This window comes from Candidatus Binataceae bacterium (assembly GCA_035650475.1).
Taxonomy (GTDB): Bacteria; Desulfobacterota; Binatia; order Binatales; family Binataceae; genus JAKAVN01.
The window spans coordinates 88,845-105,548 of the sequence record DASRHP010000009.1 but is presented as its reverse complement, the minus strand read 5'-3'; the positions used below and the strand labels follow the sequence as shown (position 1 = coordinate 105,548).

The window sequence follows — 16,704 nt, the reverse complement described above, 5'->3', positions numbered from 1 at the left end:
CTTAACCTTCGCCATGCCACGCCTCGAGGAAGGCACCGCGCGCACCGTCGTCAGCCATCCGCCGACCGGCCAGGCCGAGCAGCGGCTCGGCGTCTTTCACGCGCGGCTCAAGGAGCGCGGGCTCAAGTCCACCGGCCAGCGCGACGACATCGCGCGCGTCTTCTTCGACCTCGGCCGCCATATCAGCGCCGAGGAGCTTTACGCCGAGGTCAAGAAGGTCAACCCGCACGTCGGCTACGCCACCATCTACCGCACCCTGCGCCTGCTCAAGGAGTGCGACCTGCTCTACGAGCGCCACTTCGAGGAAGGCCAGGCGCGCTACGAGGCCGCCGGCGGCAACCATCACGACCACTTCATCTGCGAGCGCTGCGGCAGGATCATCGAGTTCCACAACGACGCGATCGAGCGCCAGCAGCAGGCAGTCGCGCGCGAGCTCGGTGTCACACTGACCCGCCATAAGATGGAACTCTACGGGCTGTGCCCCGACTGCCGCGCGCGCCCAGGTTAGCTCCAGTTTCCATCTGAGTGGCCGGCCTCTGGCGGCGCTATTGACCCGCCGCCTTGGACATCGCGGGGTGCACCTTTGTATCATTGCGCCCGGGCGGATCCGGCCGCGGCGGCCGCATCGCCACCTTCCGGGAGGATCGCTGATGGACAAGCAGCCGCAGATGCTCGAGGGGTTCCGCGTTCTCGACTTCACCCATTATGTGGCAGGCCCGACCTGCACCCGCATCCTGGGCGAACTCGGCGCCGACGTTATCAAGGTCGAGCGCTCGCTGGAGGGCGATCACGTCCGTGCGCTGGGCATCGTCAAGGACGGAATGAGCAGCTACTACTTCCAGCACAACCACGGCAAGCGCAGCCTGGCGATCGACCTGCGCAAGCCGCGCGCCAAGGAACTGCTGCTCGCGATGATCCCGAAGATCGACGTTGTGGTGGAGAACTTCGCCCCCGGCGTGATCGCGGATATGGGCTTCGGCTACGAGGCGCTGTCGGCCATCAGTCCGCGGCTGGTCATGTGCTCGATCTCGGCGGCTGGACAGACCGGACCGCTCAGCCGCCGCCCGGGCTACGACTTCATCGGCTCCTCGCTCGCCGGCGTGACCGACCTGCTCGGTGAGCCCGACCGCGCGCCGATCGTGCCCACGATGGCGATCGGCGACATCTCGACCGGCGTCGCGGCGGCAATGGCGGTCGGCTTCGCGCTGCTTTCGCGCGAGCGCACCGGCAAGGGCCAGTATATCGACGCCTCCCTGATGGACACCTACTTCCACATGCACGAGCTGCTGGTGCCTGTGCTCTCGCTGCGCCCCGGCCGCTACCATCCAAATCGCGCCGGCTCGCTACATCCGGCGGGCCAGCCGTGCGGCGTGTACAAGGCCAACGGCGGCTACGTGATGCTGATCGTCCAGCAGCACGAGTTTCCCCGCTTGGCGCGCGCGATGGGGATGCCGGAGCTGGTCACCGACGAGCGCTTTTCGACCAACAGCCGGCGGGTGAAGAACAAGGAGGCGCTGCGCGAGATTATCGAGCGATGGCTCGGCGGCTTTCCTGACCGCGACTCGGCGGTCGCAATCCTCGACCGCGAGCGCGTGCCGTGCGCGCCGGTGCTCAAGCTCGAAGAGGCGATGGGGCATCCGCATCTGCGCGAGCGCAGGACGATCCGCCGCGTGCGCGACGCCGAACTCGGTGAGTTCGACATCCCCGGGATGCCGGTGAAGTTCTCCGACTGGCAGGGCCGGCCGGAGATCAGGGCCACGCGTCTGGGCGAAGCCAACGAGGACGTGATGCGCGAGATGCTGGGGCTGTCGGATGGCGAGATCGCCACGCTCTACGCCGAGGGCGTGCTGCTGCGCGGCGGCGGCGCCGACAAGGAAAAGGTCGCCGCCGCCAACGTGGTTATCCCGTCACATCAGGGGTAAGCCCCTTTTGCAGTGGAGTGGACCGGCCATGTCAGCCCCCGGCCGCAGGCGATGAAGCATGCAGGGCAACGGGCGCTCGACGCTTTGCAGCCGCTGCTGAAAGAACTCCGCGCCATCCCCGGTCTAGTCGAGCGCAAGCGCGGAGTTTTCTATTGCGGCGCGACCGCCTTTCTCCATTTCCACGAAGATCCGACGGGGTTTTTTGCCGACCTCAAGTGCGACGGCGACTTCGAACGCTATCCGGTCAACACGCCCGCCGAATCGGCGCGACTGCTGCGCAGCGTACGGGCAGCGGTGGGAACCGTGAAGTCCGCCGGCTAGAGCAGCCCCTCTTTGAGCGCGTCCTCGACCGCGCCGATGTTCATGTGATGGCCCTTGGCCATCACGGCGAGGAAGCCGCGCAGGTCAGGATCGGAAATCGTCGGCAGGTTCTCTTCGATCTTGCGGATCACCCATCGCTGGCCGCGGTTGAGCAGCTCCAGCTTGCCGCGGAAGTCGCCCACCGCGCGCACTTTCTCGACGAAGTCACCGGTCTTGTTGGAGGCCGCGCCGCCCAGCCGCCGCACGTGCGCGCCGAGCTCGCCCGCCCAATAGCCCTCGTCATGGCCGGTCTTCTTGAGCAGCTCGCGAAGCTCGGGCGAGCGCGCCTCGGCAGTCAGCTCGTGCAGCACGCGCCCGCCGGCGCGCTCGGCCTCGCCCAGGATGTTGAGAAAGCTCTCGAGTTGCGCGTCCATCGCTGAAACTCCTCCAACCGCGATCCTTGCACAGGCCGATTGCGCGCGCCAAACCGCGGCGCTCACAGCACCGGCGCGACCGGGCAGAGCGCGGCACGGATGAGACCGTTGCGCCGCTCGACCGCCGCGTCGAGCAGCCACAACGCGGCGCGCAGGCGCGGCGAGACGTCAAGCCCGAGCGCGCTTGCGCCGCCGACTTTGCCCTGCATCAGCGCGCTCAGCAGGTTCGGCTGCTCGGGTAGCTCGAGCGTCGCCAGCGGCACGCCCTCGGGGATCTTGGCCAGCTCGCGCGCGGCCTTGATCGCCGCATCCAGGCCGCCGAGCCCGTCGGCAAGCTTGAGCTTGACCGCCTGTTCGCCGCTCCACACCCGGCCCTGCGCAATCTGATCGACGCGCGCCGGACTGAGCTTGCGCCGCCGCGCGACCAGCGAGACGAAATAGCGGTAGGTGTCGCCCAGGATCTGGTTCTGGAACTGCTGCTGCTGGGCGGGGGTGAAATCGGTGAACGCGTCGAACATCGAGGCGTTGGCGCCGCGCGAAATCGCGCCACTGTTGACCCCGATCGAAGTCATCATCGGCGCGATGTTGAACTTACCGCCGAGCACGCCGATCGAGCCGGTCACCGTGCCCGGCTCAGCCAAGATCCGTGCCGCCGGCGTCGCGATCCAATAGCCGCCCGAGGCCGCGTAGCCCGACATGCTGACCACCAGCGGCTTGTCGTTGGCCAACAATTCGGCCGCGCGCCGGATCAGCTCGGAACCGATCACCGAGCCGCCGGGCGAATTGATCCGCAGCACCACCCCGCGCACCGAGTCGTCGTTGCGCGCGCGGTCGAGCGCCGCGACCAGCTCGTTCGAGCCGACCGCGTTGCCGCCGGGCGAGAGCAGCGGGTCGAAACCGCCCTCGCCGCGCTGGATCGCGCCGTCGGCGTACACCACCGCGATCTTCTGCTCACTCCCGACGTGTGGGATCAGCGGGACCTGCGCGTAGGCGGTGTAATCGATGAGCTTATGATGATGGCCGCGGTACTCCTTGATGCGGTCGCTGAACTGATCGGCGTATTCCAGCCGGTCGACGAGATGGGCCTTCAGCCCAGCCCGCGCGGTGAGCGGCGTCTGGTCGATGAGCGCGCGGATTTGCGCCGCCTCGAGATGGCGTTCGCGCGCGGCGGTATCGACGATCTGGCCGAAGAGGTCGCCGACCAGCGCGTCGTCCTCCTCGTGCTGGGCGGGGGTGAAATCCTTCTCCGTGAAGACGTTGGCGGCGCTCTTGTACTTGCCGATCGCGGCGAAGTTGGGGCGCACGCCGAGCTTGTCGAGCAGCCCGCGCGCGAACACCTCGCGCATGCTCACCCCGGTCAGATCGATCTCGCCCTGCGGCATCATCGAGACTTCGTCCGCCGCGCTCGCCACCAGGTAGGGCAGGTTGCCCGAACCGAATTCGCCCGCGGTTTCGAGATAGGCCGCGGTCCACTTATGGTGCCCGTCGAAATTGGCGATCAGCCCGCACAGCTCCTGCGCCTGCGCGAACTCCATCTGGGGGTCGGTGATCTTGACCGCCAGCCCCACGATCCGCGGATCCTGCGCCGCCTCGTCGAGCGCGCGGCGCACCACGTTGAGCGGCGTCTCGCGCGCCGCCAGCAAGCCGCGGAACCCCACGCTGCCGCGCTCGATCACCGGGCCCTTGACCTTGAGCACGAGCACCGAACCGGGCGCCACGCGATGCGACCACCAGTCGGCGAGATGGCCAATGATCGCCAGTGCGACGAGCAGCGCGACGACCCGCACCAGGTACCGAAGCATCCGTCTGAGCATCGCAGTCCTCCGTTGTGGCGTTGCGGCGTCCGCCGCGCGGCCGCGCCTCTCTTGAAAACCATGGGGGTGAACCCCGATGATAGCCAACCATAACCACGCGAGGGGGACCAGTGCGGCAGGACTCAGGCGCAATCGTGGCGGGCGCCGCGCCGGCGGCGCTGCTCAGCGAGCAGCCGATGGGACCGGCGCATTACCGGATCGTCGCGCTGTGCTTCTTCGCCTGGATCTTTGATTTCTACGATCTCATTCTCTACTCGTTCCTGATGGTGCCGATCGCGCGCGACCTCCATCTCGGCACACTGGAGGCATCGTTCGCGCTGGGCACGTCGCTGCTGATGACGGCGCTGGGCGGGCTGCTCTTCGGCTTTATCGGCGATCGCTTCGGGCGGCGCCCGACGATCATCGCAACCGTCCTGATCTACGGCGCAGGCACGCTGCTGTGCGCTGCGAGCTTCACCCTGACCCATCTGCTGATCTTCCGCTCGCTGACCGGCGTGGGAATTGGCGGCGAATGGGCGGCTGGGCAGAGCCTGGTCGCGGAAAGCGTGCCGCCCCAGCGCCGCGCGCGTTATGCGGCCTACGTGCAGGTGGGCGCGCCGCTGGGTGTCTTCCTCGCCGCGCTGCTCGCGGGCTACGCCGCGCCGGCGATCGGATGGCGCGCGACGTTCGCGCTCTCGGCGGTGCCGGCGTTCGCGGTCGCGGCGGCGGTCTGGCGATGGCTGCCGGAGAGCGACGTCTGGCGGCAACGGATGGGCGGCGGCGAATGGCTGACGCGCGCCGAGCTGCGCGCGCTGAGACCGTACGCGGGCGTGATGGCGCTGCTGTTCTTCGTGATCTGGGTCAACTCCGAGGCCTACTGGTTCACATACAGTTGGATGCCCGGCTACCTGGAACTGACGCGCCATCTCGGGAGCCGCGCAGCGAGCCATCTGATGATGGGGATGCAGGCGGGCGCCGTGGTCGGCTACGCAAGCTTCGGCATGCTCGCCGACCGCTTCGGCCGCCGCCCGGTGTTCTCGGCCTTCGCCGCGATGATGGCGATCGGGCTGTTGCCGCCAACGATTCTGTGGCCCTGGGCGAGCGGCGTGCCAGGACTGGTGGCGGGCGCGATGGTATTCGCGGGAGTCGGCACGGGCATCTGGTCGGGAGTGGGGCCGATCGTTTCCGAGCTGCTGCCGACCAAAGTGCGCAACTCGGCGCTCGGCGTGCTGCTCAACGTCACCCGCGGGCTGCAATTCTTTACTCCGATGGCGATCGCGCTGCTCAGCCGCTCGATCGGCTTCGGCGCGGCGCTCGCAATCGGCGCGGCCTTCTCCGCCGTCGGCGCGATCCTGATCTGGCTGATTCCCGAAACGCGCGGGCGCGTGATTACCGGGCTCGACGAGGCGCTCGCCTCGGCCGCCGATTGACAGCGATCGCGGCAGGCGCGCTTGCGCAACCGCGCTAGGGCGCCGCGCGCTGCGCGACGCTCGACCCATCGAGATACGACCAGCTCAGGCCACCCGCGGCCAACTCGGCAAACTCCAGCGTTGTCGTGGTTTCCATCGCCGGCAGACTGCGGCTGACCGAGAGCCGACGCTCGCTCGTGGAGCCGTCGAAACGGCCGCCCGCGAGCGCCTCGTCCAGCGAACGTCCGGCTCCCGAGCGGGGCGGAGCGTCGCCCCCCGACAACCCGATCACGCGTGCGATCGTCGCCCGCAGGTCAACGTTGCCAGTGGGGTACTGATCGACGAAGTGGCGGCGGAAGTCCGGCCCGACCGCGGCGCAGAAGTTATGCAGCTCGCGCGCGCCTGCCGCCCCGTGCATCCCCATCCCCGTCGTGTACGGTGAGCGGCCGTTGTCGGCGTAGATTACACCCTTGATCGGCACCACCAGCGGAGCGGAGCGGTTGCCCGAAAGGACACGCCGCTCGTCATGGGAGTCGAACGTATAGATCGGATCGCCAGGGCCGGTGAGCGCGCGGTTGTCCGCGTCGGACAGCTCGCGAAACGAAAGCACGAGGTCGGGCGCGCCGTCGCCCGCGGCAAGTCCGGCGGCCTCAAGACCGAACGTGCCTTTGACCCAGCCCAGGCCCTCTTGATGCGGCTCTTGGCGCGTGAACATTGGTCCGACCCACGGCTGGGTGTCGGCGAAATCGACGATCTTCTGAAGAATCGCGGCACGCGACTTGGGCGTCGGGAACGCGGCGCGAGAGAGATAGACGAGGTCGCTGCCGCCGTCGGCGACCACGATAACGTCGTCGCTGTCGGACGATTTCTTGAGCCCCTGCGCGACGAGCAGCCGCGCGAGCGGCACCGGGGCGCGGATCGTCGCGAAGCCATGGTCCGAAACCACCATCAGATCCGTGCGATCCGCGATGCCCAGGCTTGCGATCGCCGAGCGTAGAGCCGCGAGGTTCGTGTCGTCCGCGCGCAGCGCGTCAATATCGGCTTGCGTGCCGAGGCCGCGGCGATGCTGCGTGAGGTCGGGATTGTGCTGCCATAGCACGATCAGCGCGGGGCGCCCGCCCTGCGCTGCCCTCTTCGCTGCCGGCAGTGCGCGCTCGATCGCGACGCGCGTGAACCAGGCGTCGCGCGCGATCGAGAGGGCGCCCGCGCCCGCCCTTATCGGGGGCGCCGCCCCGGGCTCGCCCTCCAGCGGCGCGGGCGCACCCAGCTTGTCGCTCAGGAAAAGGTAATCCTGGCCGGTGATCGGACCTCGCGCCGCCGGCTCGCCAGTGACGCTGTCGTCGAACACGAAGGTCGGTCCGTCCTTACCGAGGATCGCGAGATATCCGCCAGCGCGGCGGAGCTGCTGCGCCAAGGTATCGAATCCGAAGAGGCGGCCGGCAAAGGCCGCGGGGCCGTTGAGCGTCGCGAGGAGCGCCGAGTCCTCGAGGTCCACCGGGCGCGTCGCCCACGGCGCGGCGGCGGGAAAACGGACCCTTTCGGCGAGCAGCCGCGGTCGCAGGTACATGTCGTCGCCGATGATGCCGGTGCGGCCCGGCCCGGCGCCCAGCGCGATCGCCGCCGCGTTGACCATCGTGACTGTCGGGTAGGCCGAATGATGATGCGCGAAGCGCACGCCTTCGTTCTCGATCGCGAACAAATTGGGCGTCCACCCGGCGGTCACCATGTCGGGCCGCAACCCGTCCCACACCATCAGCACGAAGATCCGCGCCGGCCGCGGCCAGCCTGCGGCAAAACGGCCGCGCGCGCCAATCAGGACTGCGAGAGCGAGCAGCGCCGCCAGCGCCCGCGGGGCGACGCGCGCGACGGCCGTCAGGATGGATTTCATCGCAGCGGCCACTAAACTGTGCTGCGATGGGACGTGTCAACCGGACACGGGACCCCGGATCAGTCTTTCCGTCGACGCTCAGAAAGGGGGGGCGACGCGATGGCGACCGCGCTGGAACAGATCGACCATATTTTCATCGTGATGATGGAGAACCGCTCCTTCGACCACATGCTCGGCTATCTCAGCCTACCGCCGTACAACCAGCCAGTGGATGGAATAAAGCAGGCCTGGCAGTGCGACTTTCACAATGTCTTCGAGGGCGTGACCTACACGCCGCAGCATCGCACCGACCCTGCGGTGCCCGTGGATCCGCCACACGAGCGCAAGGACATGGCAGTTCAGATCGGCACTCCGATCGCGATGGACGGCTTCGTCAAGAGCTACGCGAGCGGGCACCGGGTGCAACCGCGCGACTATGGCACGGTGATGGGCTTCTACACGCAGGCGGAGCTGCCGACGATGCAGTTCCTCGCCCAGAACTACTGTGTCTGCGACCACTGGTTCGCCGCGCTACCGACGAGCACCCAGCCCAATCGGCTGGTCGCGATGAGCGGGTATGCGCTGCGCGACTACACCGCGGCCTGGCCGCTCCTGGAAGACCAAGACATGGTGTACGACTGGCTGGACCGGAACAGTGTGTCGTGGCGGGTATATTCGGAAGCGCTGCCGTTTTTCACCCTGATGTCCAAGGTGCGCGATCGAATTTTCTTCAACGACTCGGGCCGCCAGTTTCGCGGCTTTGGACATCTCAAGAAGGACCTGGTCACCTCGTCCGCCGCCGACTTCCCCCGGGTCATCTTCATCGAGCCGACTTACAGCTGCCTGCATCTCGACTCCGGTGACGACGACCATCCGGTGACGCCCGTGACCGCGGGTCAGTCATTCCTCTGGCGCGTATACGACGCGGTGACCGCGAACCCCGAGGCATGGTCGCGCTCGCTACTCGTCATCACCTACGACGAGCACGGAGGGTTTTTCGACCACGTGCGCCCGGTCGAGTTCACGACGCCGCAGAATCACCGCGAGCCGTACGCGCCGTTCACGACCTCCGGCGTGCGCGTCCCGGCGCTGCTGGTCTCGCCGTTTGTGGAAGCAGGCGCCCCGCACTCGGGCCAACTCGATCACACCTCGATCCTCAAGATGCTCGCGGACAAGTTCACGCCGGGTAAGGACTACTCGGCCGACGTCGCGGCGCGCACGCCATTTGAGAGTCTGGCCAAAGCACTGACGCGAACGAGCCCGCGGCCTGGTCTGCCGCAAGTCCCCGGCCATCTCGGCGCGTCGCCGGCGGCGATGCCGCCCACGCCCTACGGGGCTGAGCTCTCACCCAACGGGCGCGCCTTCCATAACGCGCTGGGCGAGATTCGCACCGCCGCGGCCGGCACCGACGCGATCAAACGCAGGCTCGCCGACTGGCACCTGCTCTAAGGCAGCTCAGCGCATCAGGTGCGTCGTCGAACCGGTCGCAAGCTGGATTCGCGCCGCCTGGAAGTCGCCGACCTGGGCGCCGCGGCCGTTCGCCTCACGCCCCGTGGTAGCGCGGCTTGCGCTTCTCGACGAAGGCGCGCGCAGCCTCGCGATGGTCCTCGGTGGTGAAGGTCACCATCTCGTAAGCCAGCGAGGCGTCGAGGATCAGGTTGGTCTGTTGTTTGAGCCACTTGTTGACGGCGAGCTTGCTCCAGCGAATCGCCCAGGTCGGACCATCAGCCAGCTCCTGCGCCAGCTCGCGCGCCCGGGACATCACCTGCTCGGGCGGCACGGCGTAATTGACCAGCCCCATCTTGTAGGCGTCGGCGCCATTGACGAAATGGCCGCGCATCAGGAATTCCTTGGCGCGCGCGGGACCGATCAACAGCGGCCAGATCACCGCGCCGCCGTCGCCGGCGACGATTCCCACGCGCACGTGGGTGTCGGCGAAGCGCGCCTTCTCGGAGGCCACGATGATGTCGCACAGCAGCGCGATCGTCGCGCCGAGCCCGACCGCGTCGCCGTTGATCGCGCCGATGATCGGCTGCTCGACGTCGAGCATGTTCTGCACGATCCGGCGGGCCTCGGCTGGGGTGACGAGGTTGTGGCGGCGGGACTCGGCGGCGCTCTCCTGCGCGGACTTTTCTTTGTCGCCGCTGGAGCGCGAAGCCATCCCCTTCACGTCGCCACCGGCGCAGAAGGCGCGTCCGGCGCCGGTCAGGATGATCGCGTTAACCTCGCGGTCCTCGGCAAGATCGTTCCAGATCGTCATCAGTTCGTGGTGGAGCCCCGGGTTGACGGCGTTGAGACGGTCGGGGCGGTTGAGCGTCACGGTGGCGACGCGCTCGGCTTTCTCCACCTTGATGAACTCGTAGCGGCTGTAGTCCGGCATCGCGATTACCTCCGGCCTCGGTTTGGCTCACCTATACATCGGGAGCGCCCCGCCGCGCCAATGCGCGCGCCGCTGTGGACCGATGCGCGCGGCGGCGGCGGCGCGCGCGTGCCTGCCGTTGCTCGATTTGGTAGCTTGGCCTCGTGCTGGAAATCGCGGCGGCGGAGGTCTAAAGAGGTGCGCATCGCGCTCATCGGGCAGGCGGCGTTTGCCGAGCGCGCGTTGGAGGTGCTCCACGCGCGCGGCGAGGAGATCGTTCACGTCTTCGCGCCGCCCGACGTCGCAGGTGGCCGCCCCGATCCGCTCAAGACCAAGGCGCTCGCCCTGGGCTTGCCCCTCAGCCAGCCCGCCAGCTTCAAAACCGACGAGGTGTACGAGCAGTTCCGCACGCTCGACGTCGACCTGACGGTGATGGCCTTCGTCACGCTGATCGTGCCCGAGCGAGTGCTTTACGCGCCGCGCCACAAGACGATCTGCTTCCATCCCTCGCTCCTGCCGCGCCATCGCGGCGCCAGTGCTATCAACTGGGCGATCATCCAGGGCGACCCGGTCACCGGCGTAACCTGGTTCTGGCCCGACAAGGGAATCGACACCGGCCCGATTCTGATCCAGCGCAGCGAGCCGATTCGCGACGATGACACCGTCGGCTCGCTCTACTTCAACCGGCTGTTCCCGCTTGGAATCGAGACGCTGGTCGATGCCGTCGAGATGATCAAGGGTGGCCATGCCCCCGCGACGCCGCAGGACGAAGCCCGTGCGACCTACGAACCGCCATGCCGCGACGAACATGCGCGGGTCGATTTCAGCCGCACCGCGCGTGAGGTGCATAACCTGATTCGCGGATGTGATCCGCAGCCCGGCGCCTACGCCAGCCTGGGCGGCGAACGGCTGCGCCTGTACGAGCCGCTGCTCGACGCCGAGCATACGCGATGCGCGCCCGGGACGATCCTGTCGATCGACGCGGCCGGCATGCGGGTTGCTGCACGCGGCGGGACGATCACGATACGGCGAGCACGCTTTGACTCGAGTCCGAAAAAAGTCGCGCCGCTGGAGCTCGCCGGCAGCGGTCGGATCGCGCGCGCGATGCGGCTCGAATGAGCAACTGTCGGCTTATCCACGCAATTTTCGCCATCCAGCCCAAACCCTCAATGATTCCGACGGTCCGCCGACGCCGCGACGGTGATGCTTTTCGACAATTTGCGTCCTAGGATCGATGCACCTTATGCGCGCGCCGGTGGAGGAGCGCGCCGCGATTAGTCCCGGGCCGCGCGCATCCCGGGCCAGCCATCATCGCGGCGCACGGGGAGGAAGGCAGATGAAACTGTGCGTGGGTACGGCGAAAGGCATCGTCATCCTCGACGCCGAGCGCAGAGGCACGCCGCTTCTCGCCCTGGCCGATCCGTCCTCGGTGTGGTGCATGGCGCAGGATTGTCGCGACCCGGGCGTGATCTACGCCGGCGCGGTGGACCACGCGCACATGGGCGCCGCGCGCGGCAAGGGCACGCTAGCGCGCTCGGTCGACGGCGGGCGCACATGGGCCGATATCACGCCCGGCCTTGCGCGCACCGAGGACGTCTGGGCGGTGGCAACAGCGCCCGACGCGCCGGGCGAACTGTTCATCGGGACTTCGCATGCGCGCCTGCTGCATAGCCGCGACCACGGGCGGAGCTTCCGCGAGTGCTCAAGCTTTCTGAAGCTGCCCGGACGCGACCGCTGGAGCTTTCCGCCGCCCCCGCACATCCCGCACGTCCGCGCGATAGAATTCGATCCGCGCGAGCCCGCGACTATCTATATCGGGATTGAAGAAGGCGGCGTCGCGCGCTCGCGCGACCGCGGCGAGAGTTTCGAGCTGCTCAACAATGCGATCTACGAGGACGTGCACTGCCTGGCGGTCGATCCGCAGAATCCGCGCCGGCTCTACGCGACCACCGGCAACGGCTTCTACCTCTCGGAAAACCGCGGCGGCTCATGGCGTCAGAGCAAACGAGGGCTGACCCGCACGTACACGGTGCCGCTGTTCGTCGCACCGGGCGAGCCCCAGGAAATCTACACTGCGGCGGCAGCGGGACCACCGCCGTTCTGGTCGGCAGGACCGGCTGGCGCCGACGCGCTGATTTTTCACAGCGTCGATTATGGGATGAGCTTCGCGCCGCTGGGCGCGGAGGGTCCGATCATGCCGGAGCGCTCGATGGTGATGCGGTTTCGGCGCGATCCGGAGAACGATGGCGGCTTTTTCGCGGTTACTACCGACGGCAGCGTGATTCGCGTCCAGCCGCACGGCGCCGGCGCCCGGGTCGTTGCCCGCCATCTGCCCTCGGCCTACGACCTCGCGCCGCTGCCATAGCGCGCCGCGGCCCGCCTAGCGGGCATGGCGCTGTTTGGCCGTCGAGGTAAGCGTCAACACCGCGCAGTGCGCCTGGCGCACGACCTGTTCGGCTACGCTGCCCATGATGAAGTGGGCAAGGCCCTGCCGCCCGTGCGTCTTCATCACGATGAGGTCGGCGTCGACGTCGCCGGCCGCCTCCAGCACCGCCTTGGCGGTTTCGCCCGGGCCAGCCACCCGGGTCAGAATTTCGGACTTGAGCCCGGTTAGCTGGCGGTCGGCTACTTCCTGGAGCCGCTTGCGGGCGTCGTCCTCAGCGCGCGCATGGACTGTAACCCCGGTCTCGGGCTCGCCAATCGCGGGGATTATCGGCACCACGTGCAGCAGGTAAATCGTGCCGCCGCTGTCGCGAGCAATCTGCTTCGCCAGCCCGAGCGCAACGAACTCGGGGTCGTCGAACTGCACCGGGCACAGAATCTTCTTGAACGGGTAGGACATCGACCCTCTCCTTACACCCAAGGCTGACGTCGGTTTTTTCCTGTTTATTGCGACTCGGATCATCGGTCAACCGCCGCGATTCCGCAGTGGCCATTGTTCCAAGGGGGTGACTGCACGCTCTTGACATTAAAGCGAAGAGAAGGCGAAAATCATCGCCATGGAGCCCACCCACGCGCAGCTGTTCGTGAAACCTCAGGGTGCAGGGGTGGCGGCGTTGCGCGACGTCGAGTTCGTCGAGATGCCCACGCGCACCATCCTCAACCGCTGCCAGAATCCGCAGATGCCGTTTCGGTGGACGATCAATCCGTATCGGGGATGCGAGTTCGGATGCGCCTACTGCTACGCGCGCTACACCCACGAGTTCCTCGAACTGCGCGACCCGATGGATTTCGAACGCCGGATCTTCGTCAAGCGGATGGCCGCGCAGGTCCTTGCGCATACGTTGGCGCGCACGCCAATCGGTTCCGACCCGATCGCAATCGGGACCGCCACCGATCCCTATCAGCCGGCCGAGCGCAAGTTCGGGCTTACGCGCTCGATGCTTGAGGTGTTCACGCAGCTCGGCGGCCTGCGGCTCTCGATCACGACCAAGTCGGCGTTGGTGGCGCGCGACCTCGACCTGCTGCTTCGGATCAACGAGCGCTCGAACCTCAGCGTCAACTTCTCGCTGGTCACGCTAAATCGCCGCCTCCAGCGCGCGCTCGAGCCGCGCGCGCCGCGCCCGGAGTTGCGCCTGCGCGCGCTCGCCGTGCTCAGCCGTGCGGGCATCCGATGTAACCTGCTGATGATGCCGGTGATTCCGGGCCTGAGCGACGCGCCGGCTGCGATCGAAGCCGTAATTCGCGCGGCGCGGCGCGCCGGCGCAAGCGAGGTCTGGTGGCGCTCGCTATTTCTCAAACCGTCTGCCGCCGCGCGCTTCATCCCGTTCGTCAAGCAGCAGTTTCCCGAGGTCGCGCCGCGGATCGACGAGTTCTACGCACGCGCGGTCTATGCGCCGCGGGCATACGACGAGTATCTGGGAGCGCTGTTCGACCGGATGCGCGCGAAGTACGGTTTCACGGTCGGCCATCGCGAGCGCCGCACCGAACTGGAGCGCGCCGCCGCGATGGCCGCGACGGCGCACGGCACGCAGCTCGCACTCGGGATGCGACGAGCGCCAAAAGAGGCCGCGCCTATTGGTTTGGTTGGTGGTGCGCGGGGCGGGACTTGAACCCGCACGGTATTTCTACCACGAGCCCCTCAAACTCGCGTGTCTGCCTGTTCCACCACCCGCGCACTGATTGCCGCGCTCGCGGCCGCCTTTCCTCGGCGCTGCCCAGACCGGGGCGTTAGTGCTTCGGCTGCGGGGCGCTCTGGGCGGGAGCACCGGGCGCGCCCTGTACCGGCGCCTTCGGAGCGGCCGGCGCTGACGGCAGCGGAGGCGCCGCCGGTACCGTGACCTTCTTGCTCATCAGGCTCCGGCCGCCATAGCCGAAAATGCTGCCCGTGATCCGCCGGGCCGAAGCGTAGGCGAGAAAGATCGAGGTCGCGAAGAACACCGCGGCCATCGCCCACGTTGTCTTGGTCAGCACGTTGCCCGCGCCGCTGGCGCCAAAGACGGTCTGACTGGAGCCGCCGAAGACCGCGCCGATCTCGGCGCCCTTGCCCTGCTGGAGCAGGATCACCACGACCAGCGCGATGCAGATTATGACGTGGACCGCGATTACGGCCGTAACCATCCGAACTTCTACCTGATTCCTTCGGCTTTGCGCCTCAGACCATCCGCGCCCGCACGATGCGGGCGAACGAATCGGCCTTTAAGCTTGCCCCGCCGACCAAAGCCCCGTCAATATCGGGGCTTCCGATTAGCGCGTCGACGTTGTCGGGGGTAACGCTGCCGCCGTACAGGATACGGATCGTCTCGGCGGTCTCCTTGCCAAAGTGCTCGCTGAGGACGTGACGGATCGCGCCGTGGACGAGCGAAGCCTGCTCGGGAGTGGCATTGCGCCCGGTCCCGATCGCCCACACGGGCTCGTAGGCCATAATCGCGCGCGCCGCCTCCTTCGCCTCCAGCCCGTCGAGCCCGAGCAGTGTCTGGCGCAGGACCACCTCGGTGGTGCGACCGGCGTCGTGCTCGGCTTGGGTTTCGCCGACGCACAGGATCGGGACGAGGCGGTGGGCGACCGCGGCGCGGACCTTGCGATTTATCAGTTCGTCGCTCTCGCCGAAGAGGTGACGGCGCTCGGAGTGGCCAAGGATGACGTGGGTAACGCCGAGCGCGCGCAGCATTGGCGCCGATATTTCGCCGGTGAACGCGCCCTTCTCCTCGAAGTGCATGTTCTGCGCGCCGAGGGCGATATTCGAGCCGGCCAGCTCCTGGGCAACCGCCGGAATCGAGATGAAGGGCGGCGCGACAAGGACGTCGCGGTCGCGTGCGAGCGCCGCCGCCTCGCGATCGAGCACGGCGCGCAGCGCGCGCACAAGCTGGCGCGCCTCGAGCGGCGTCAGGTTCATTTTCCAGTTTGCGGCAAGCATTTTCCTGCGCATCGCGTTCTCTCCCGCTCTCAACGATCGATTCGGTCGCACCGCGGCGCCGCGCCGGCGCCTCAGCTCTGGGTTTCGAGCGCCTTGACTCCCGGCAGCTCCCGCCCTTCGAGGTACTCCAGAGTCGCACCGCCACCGGTCGAGATATGACTGAAGCGCGCCGACCACGGATGGCCCGAAAGCGCCGCCGCGGTGTCGCCCCCGCCGATCACGCTGAAAACGCCGGGCTGGTTGGCCAATGCCTCGCCCACTCGCAGCGTGCCGTGGGCGAAGGCGGGCAGCTCGAAGTAGCCCAGCGGGCCGTTCCACACCACGGTCTTCGCCCCGGCCAAGTGCGCGATGAACTCCTGGATGGTGCGCGGCCCGATGTCGAGGCCCATCCGGTCGGCCGGGATCGTCTCGGCGGTCTCGGCGGTGCCCTCCTCGGGCGAGGCCGCGACGACGTGATCGACTGGCAGCACGAGCCTCAGCTTGCGGCGTATCGCCTCGGACATCAGGTCGCGCGCGAGCTCGAGCTTGTCCTCCTCGACGCGCGAGCGGCCGACGTCGACGCCGCGCGCGCGCAGGAACGTGTAGGCCATTGCGCCACCGATCAGGATTGCGTCCACCCGCGTCAGCAGGTTGCGGATGACCTCGATCTTGTCGGAGACCTTGGCCCCGCCGAGAATCGCGACGTAGGGGCGCGCCGGATTTTCGAGCAACACGCTCAGCGCCTTCAGCTCGCGCATCATCAGGAAGCCCGCCGCGCGCTCGGTCAGATAGCGCGTCACCCCGACGGTCGAGGCGTGCGCGCGATGGGCCGAGCCGAAAGCGTCGTTGACGTAAACGTCCTTGCCGCGGGCGAGCTCGTGCGCGAAGTCGCGGTCGTTGGCCTCCTCCTCGGGATGGAAGCGCAGGTTCTCGAGCAGCAGTGCGCCGCCGGGCTTGAGCCCGGCGACCATCCGCAGCGTCACCTCGCCGATGCAATCAGGAGCCAGCGCAACCTTCACTCCCAGCGCGGTGCTGAGATACTCGGCGACCGGTTTGAGGCTGAGCTCGGGCGTCCGTTCCTTGGGGCGACCGAGATGCGAGCAGAGCACGGCGGCGCCGCCCTGGGCGAGAATGTAGCGGATGGTGTCGAGGCTCGCCTCCACGCGCGCCGGGTCGGCGATGCGCCCTTCGCGCAGCGGCACGTTGAAGTCGCATCGCACCAGCGCCTTGCGGCCGTCGAGCCTAAGTTGGGTCAGCTCAAGCGCGGGCATAACTCAGCGGTAAC

Annotated in this window: 16 protein-coding genes and 1 tRNA gene; 8 read left to right on the top strand and 9 right to left on the bottom strand. The window is 67.7% G+C overall.

Annotated elements, in window-relative coordinates; translation table 11 throughout:
* Positions 1-13: 13 nt before the first annotated feature.
* From VFB33_06720 to VFB33_06710, 3 genes are all read left to right on the top strand, one after another.
* Positions 14-508 (top strand): Fur family transcriptional regulator, encoded by a 495-nt coding sequence (locus VFB33_06720; GenBank protein HZO81372.1) that lies wholly within the window; start codon positions 14-16, stop codon positions 506-508.
* A 142-nt stretch (positions 509-650) separates the two neighbouring features.
* Complete coding sequence (locus VFB33_06715) at positions 651-1,922, top strand: CoA transferase (protein HZO81371.1); 1,272 nt, start codon at positions 651-653, stop codon at positions 1,920-1,922.
* 51 nt (positions 1,923-1,973) lie between these two features.
* The gene (locus VFB33_06710; protein HZO81370.1) at positions 1,974-2,243 is read left to right on the top strand and encodes a hypothetical protein; all 270 of its coding nucleotides are present in this window, start codon (positions 1,974-1,976) and stop codon (positions 2,241-2,243) included.
* Here the strand turns inward: VFB33_06710 and VFB33_06705 are convergent.
* Both VFB33_06705 and sppA read right to left on the bottom strand, forming a co-directional pair.
* A complete protein-coding gene (locus VFB33_06705; GenBank protein HZO81369.1) occupies positions 2,240-2,656 on the bottom strand; it encodes a DUF6306 domain-containing protein in 417 nt (138 codons plus the stop codon). The two genes, VFB33_06710 and VFB33_06705, sit on opposite strands and share 4 nt — an antisense overlap.
* A 62-nt stretch (positions 2,657-2,718) precedes the next feature.
* Positions 2,719-4,470, bottom strand: coding sequence for a signal peptide peptidase SppA (gene sppA / locus VFB33_06700; GenBank protein ID HZO81368.1), 1,752 nt, complete (start codon positions 4,468-4,470; stop codon positions 2,719-2,721).
* A 110-nt stretch (positions 4,471-4,580) separates the two neighbouring features.
* On the opposite strand from sppA, the gene VFB33_06695 reads away from it, so the two are divergent.
* Positions 4,581-5,879 carry an MFS transporter gene (locus tag VFB33_06695; protein ID HZO81367.1) on the top strand — a complete coding sequence of 433 codons (1,299 nt, stop codon included), beginning with the start codon at positions 4,581-4,583 and terminating at the stop codon, positions 5,877-5,879.
* Between the two features lie 34 nt (positions 5,880-5,913).
* Here the strand turns inward: VFB33_06695 and VFB33_06690 are convergent, their stop codons facing one another.
* Positions 5,914-7,746 carry an alkaline phosphatase family protein gene (locus VFB33_06690; protein HZO81366.1) on the bottom strand — a complete coding sequence of 611 codons (1,833 nt, stop codon included), beginning with the start codon at positions 7,744-7,746 and terminating at the stop codon, positions 5,914-5,916.
* Between the two features lie 99 nt (positions 7,747-7,845).
* On the opposite strand from VFB33_06690, the gene VFB33_06685 reads away from it, so the two are divergent.
* Entirely contained in the window at positions 7,846-9,174 is a 1,329-nt protein-coding gene (locus tag VFB33_06685) for an alkaline phosphatase family protein (protein ID HZO81365.1), read from the top strand.
* 94 nt (positions 9,175-9,268) lie between these two features.
* Here the strand turns inward: VFB33_06685 and VFB33_06680 are convergent, their stop codons facing one another.
* Positions 9,269-10,105, bottom strand: a complete 837-nt coding sequence (locus VFB33_06680) for an enoyl-CoA hydratase-related protein (GenBank protein HZO81364.1) — start codon at positions 10,103-10,105, stop codon at positions 9,269-9,271.
* A 177-nt stretch (positions 10,106-10,282) separates the two neighbouring features.
* On the opposite strand from VFB33_06680, the gene VFB33_06675 reads away from it, so the two are divergent.
* Together VFB33_06675 and VFB33_06670 are read left to right on the top strand one after the other, a co-directional pair.
* Positions 10,283-11,203: a methionyl-tRNA formyltransferase gene (locus VFB33_06675; GenBank protein HZO81363.1), complete on the top strand. Its 921-nt coding sequence runs from the start codon at positions 10,283-10,285 to the stop codon at positions 11,201-11,203.
* A gap of 217 nt (positions 11,204-11,420) precedes the next feature.
* Positions 11,421-12,449 (top strand): hypothetical protein, encoded by a 1,029-nt coding sequence (locus tag VFB33_06670; GenBank protein ID HZO81362.1) that lies wholly within the window; start codon positions 11,421-11,423, stop codon positions 12,447-12,449.
* Positions 12,450-12,464: 15 nt separating this feature from the next.
* On the opposite strand, the gene VFB33_06665 is transcribed toward VFB33_06670, so the two are convergent.
* Positions 12,465-12,926 (bottom strand): universal stress protein, encoded by a 462-nt coding sequence (locus VFB33_06665; GenBank protein HZO81361.1) that lies wholly within the window; start codon positions 12,924-12,926, stop codon positions 12,465-12,467.
* A 184-nt stretch (positions 12,927-13,110) separates the two neighbouring features.
* On the opposite strand from VFB33_06665, the gene VFB33_06660 reads away from it, so the two are divergent.
* Positions 13,111-14,136 (top strand): radical SAM protein, encoded by a 1,026-nt coding sequence (locus VFB33_06660; GenBank protein HZO81360.1) that lies wholly within the window; start codon positions 13,111-13,113, stop codon positions 14,134-14,136.
* Here VFB33_06660 and VFB33_06655 read toward each other — a convergent pair.
* The 4 genes from VFB33_06655 to VFB33_06640 form a co-directional block, all read right to left on the bottom strand.
* Positions 14,115-14,201, bottom strand: a tRNA-Leu gene (locus tag VFB33_06655). The genes VFB33_06660 and VFB33_06655 overlap by 22 nt on opposite strands.
* A 53-nt stretch (positions 14,202-14,254) precedes the next feature.
* Complete coding sequence (gene secG, locus VFB33_06650; protein ID HZO81359.1) at positions 14,255-14,644, bottom strand: preprotein translocase subunit SecG; 390 nt, start codon at positions 14,642-14,644, stop codon at positions 14,255-14,257.
* Positions 14,645-14,678: 34 nt separating this feature from the next.
* Positions 14,679-15,452 carry a triose-phosphate isomerase gene (tpiA, locus tag VFB33_06645; GenBank protein HZO81358.1) on the bottom strand — a complete coding sequence of 258 codons (774 nt, stop codon included), beginning with the start codon at positions 15,450-15,452 and terminating at the stop codon, positions 14,679-14,681.
* Positions 15,453-15,511: 59 nt separating this feature from the next.
* Complete coding sequence (locus tag VFB33_06640; protein HZO81357.1) at positions 15,512-16,690, bottom strand: phosphoglycerate kinase; 1,179 nt, start codon at positions 16,688-16,690, stop codon at positions 15,512-15,514.
* Between the last annotated feature and the right edge of the window lie 14 nt (positions 16,691-16,704).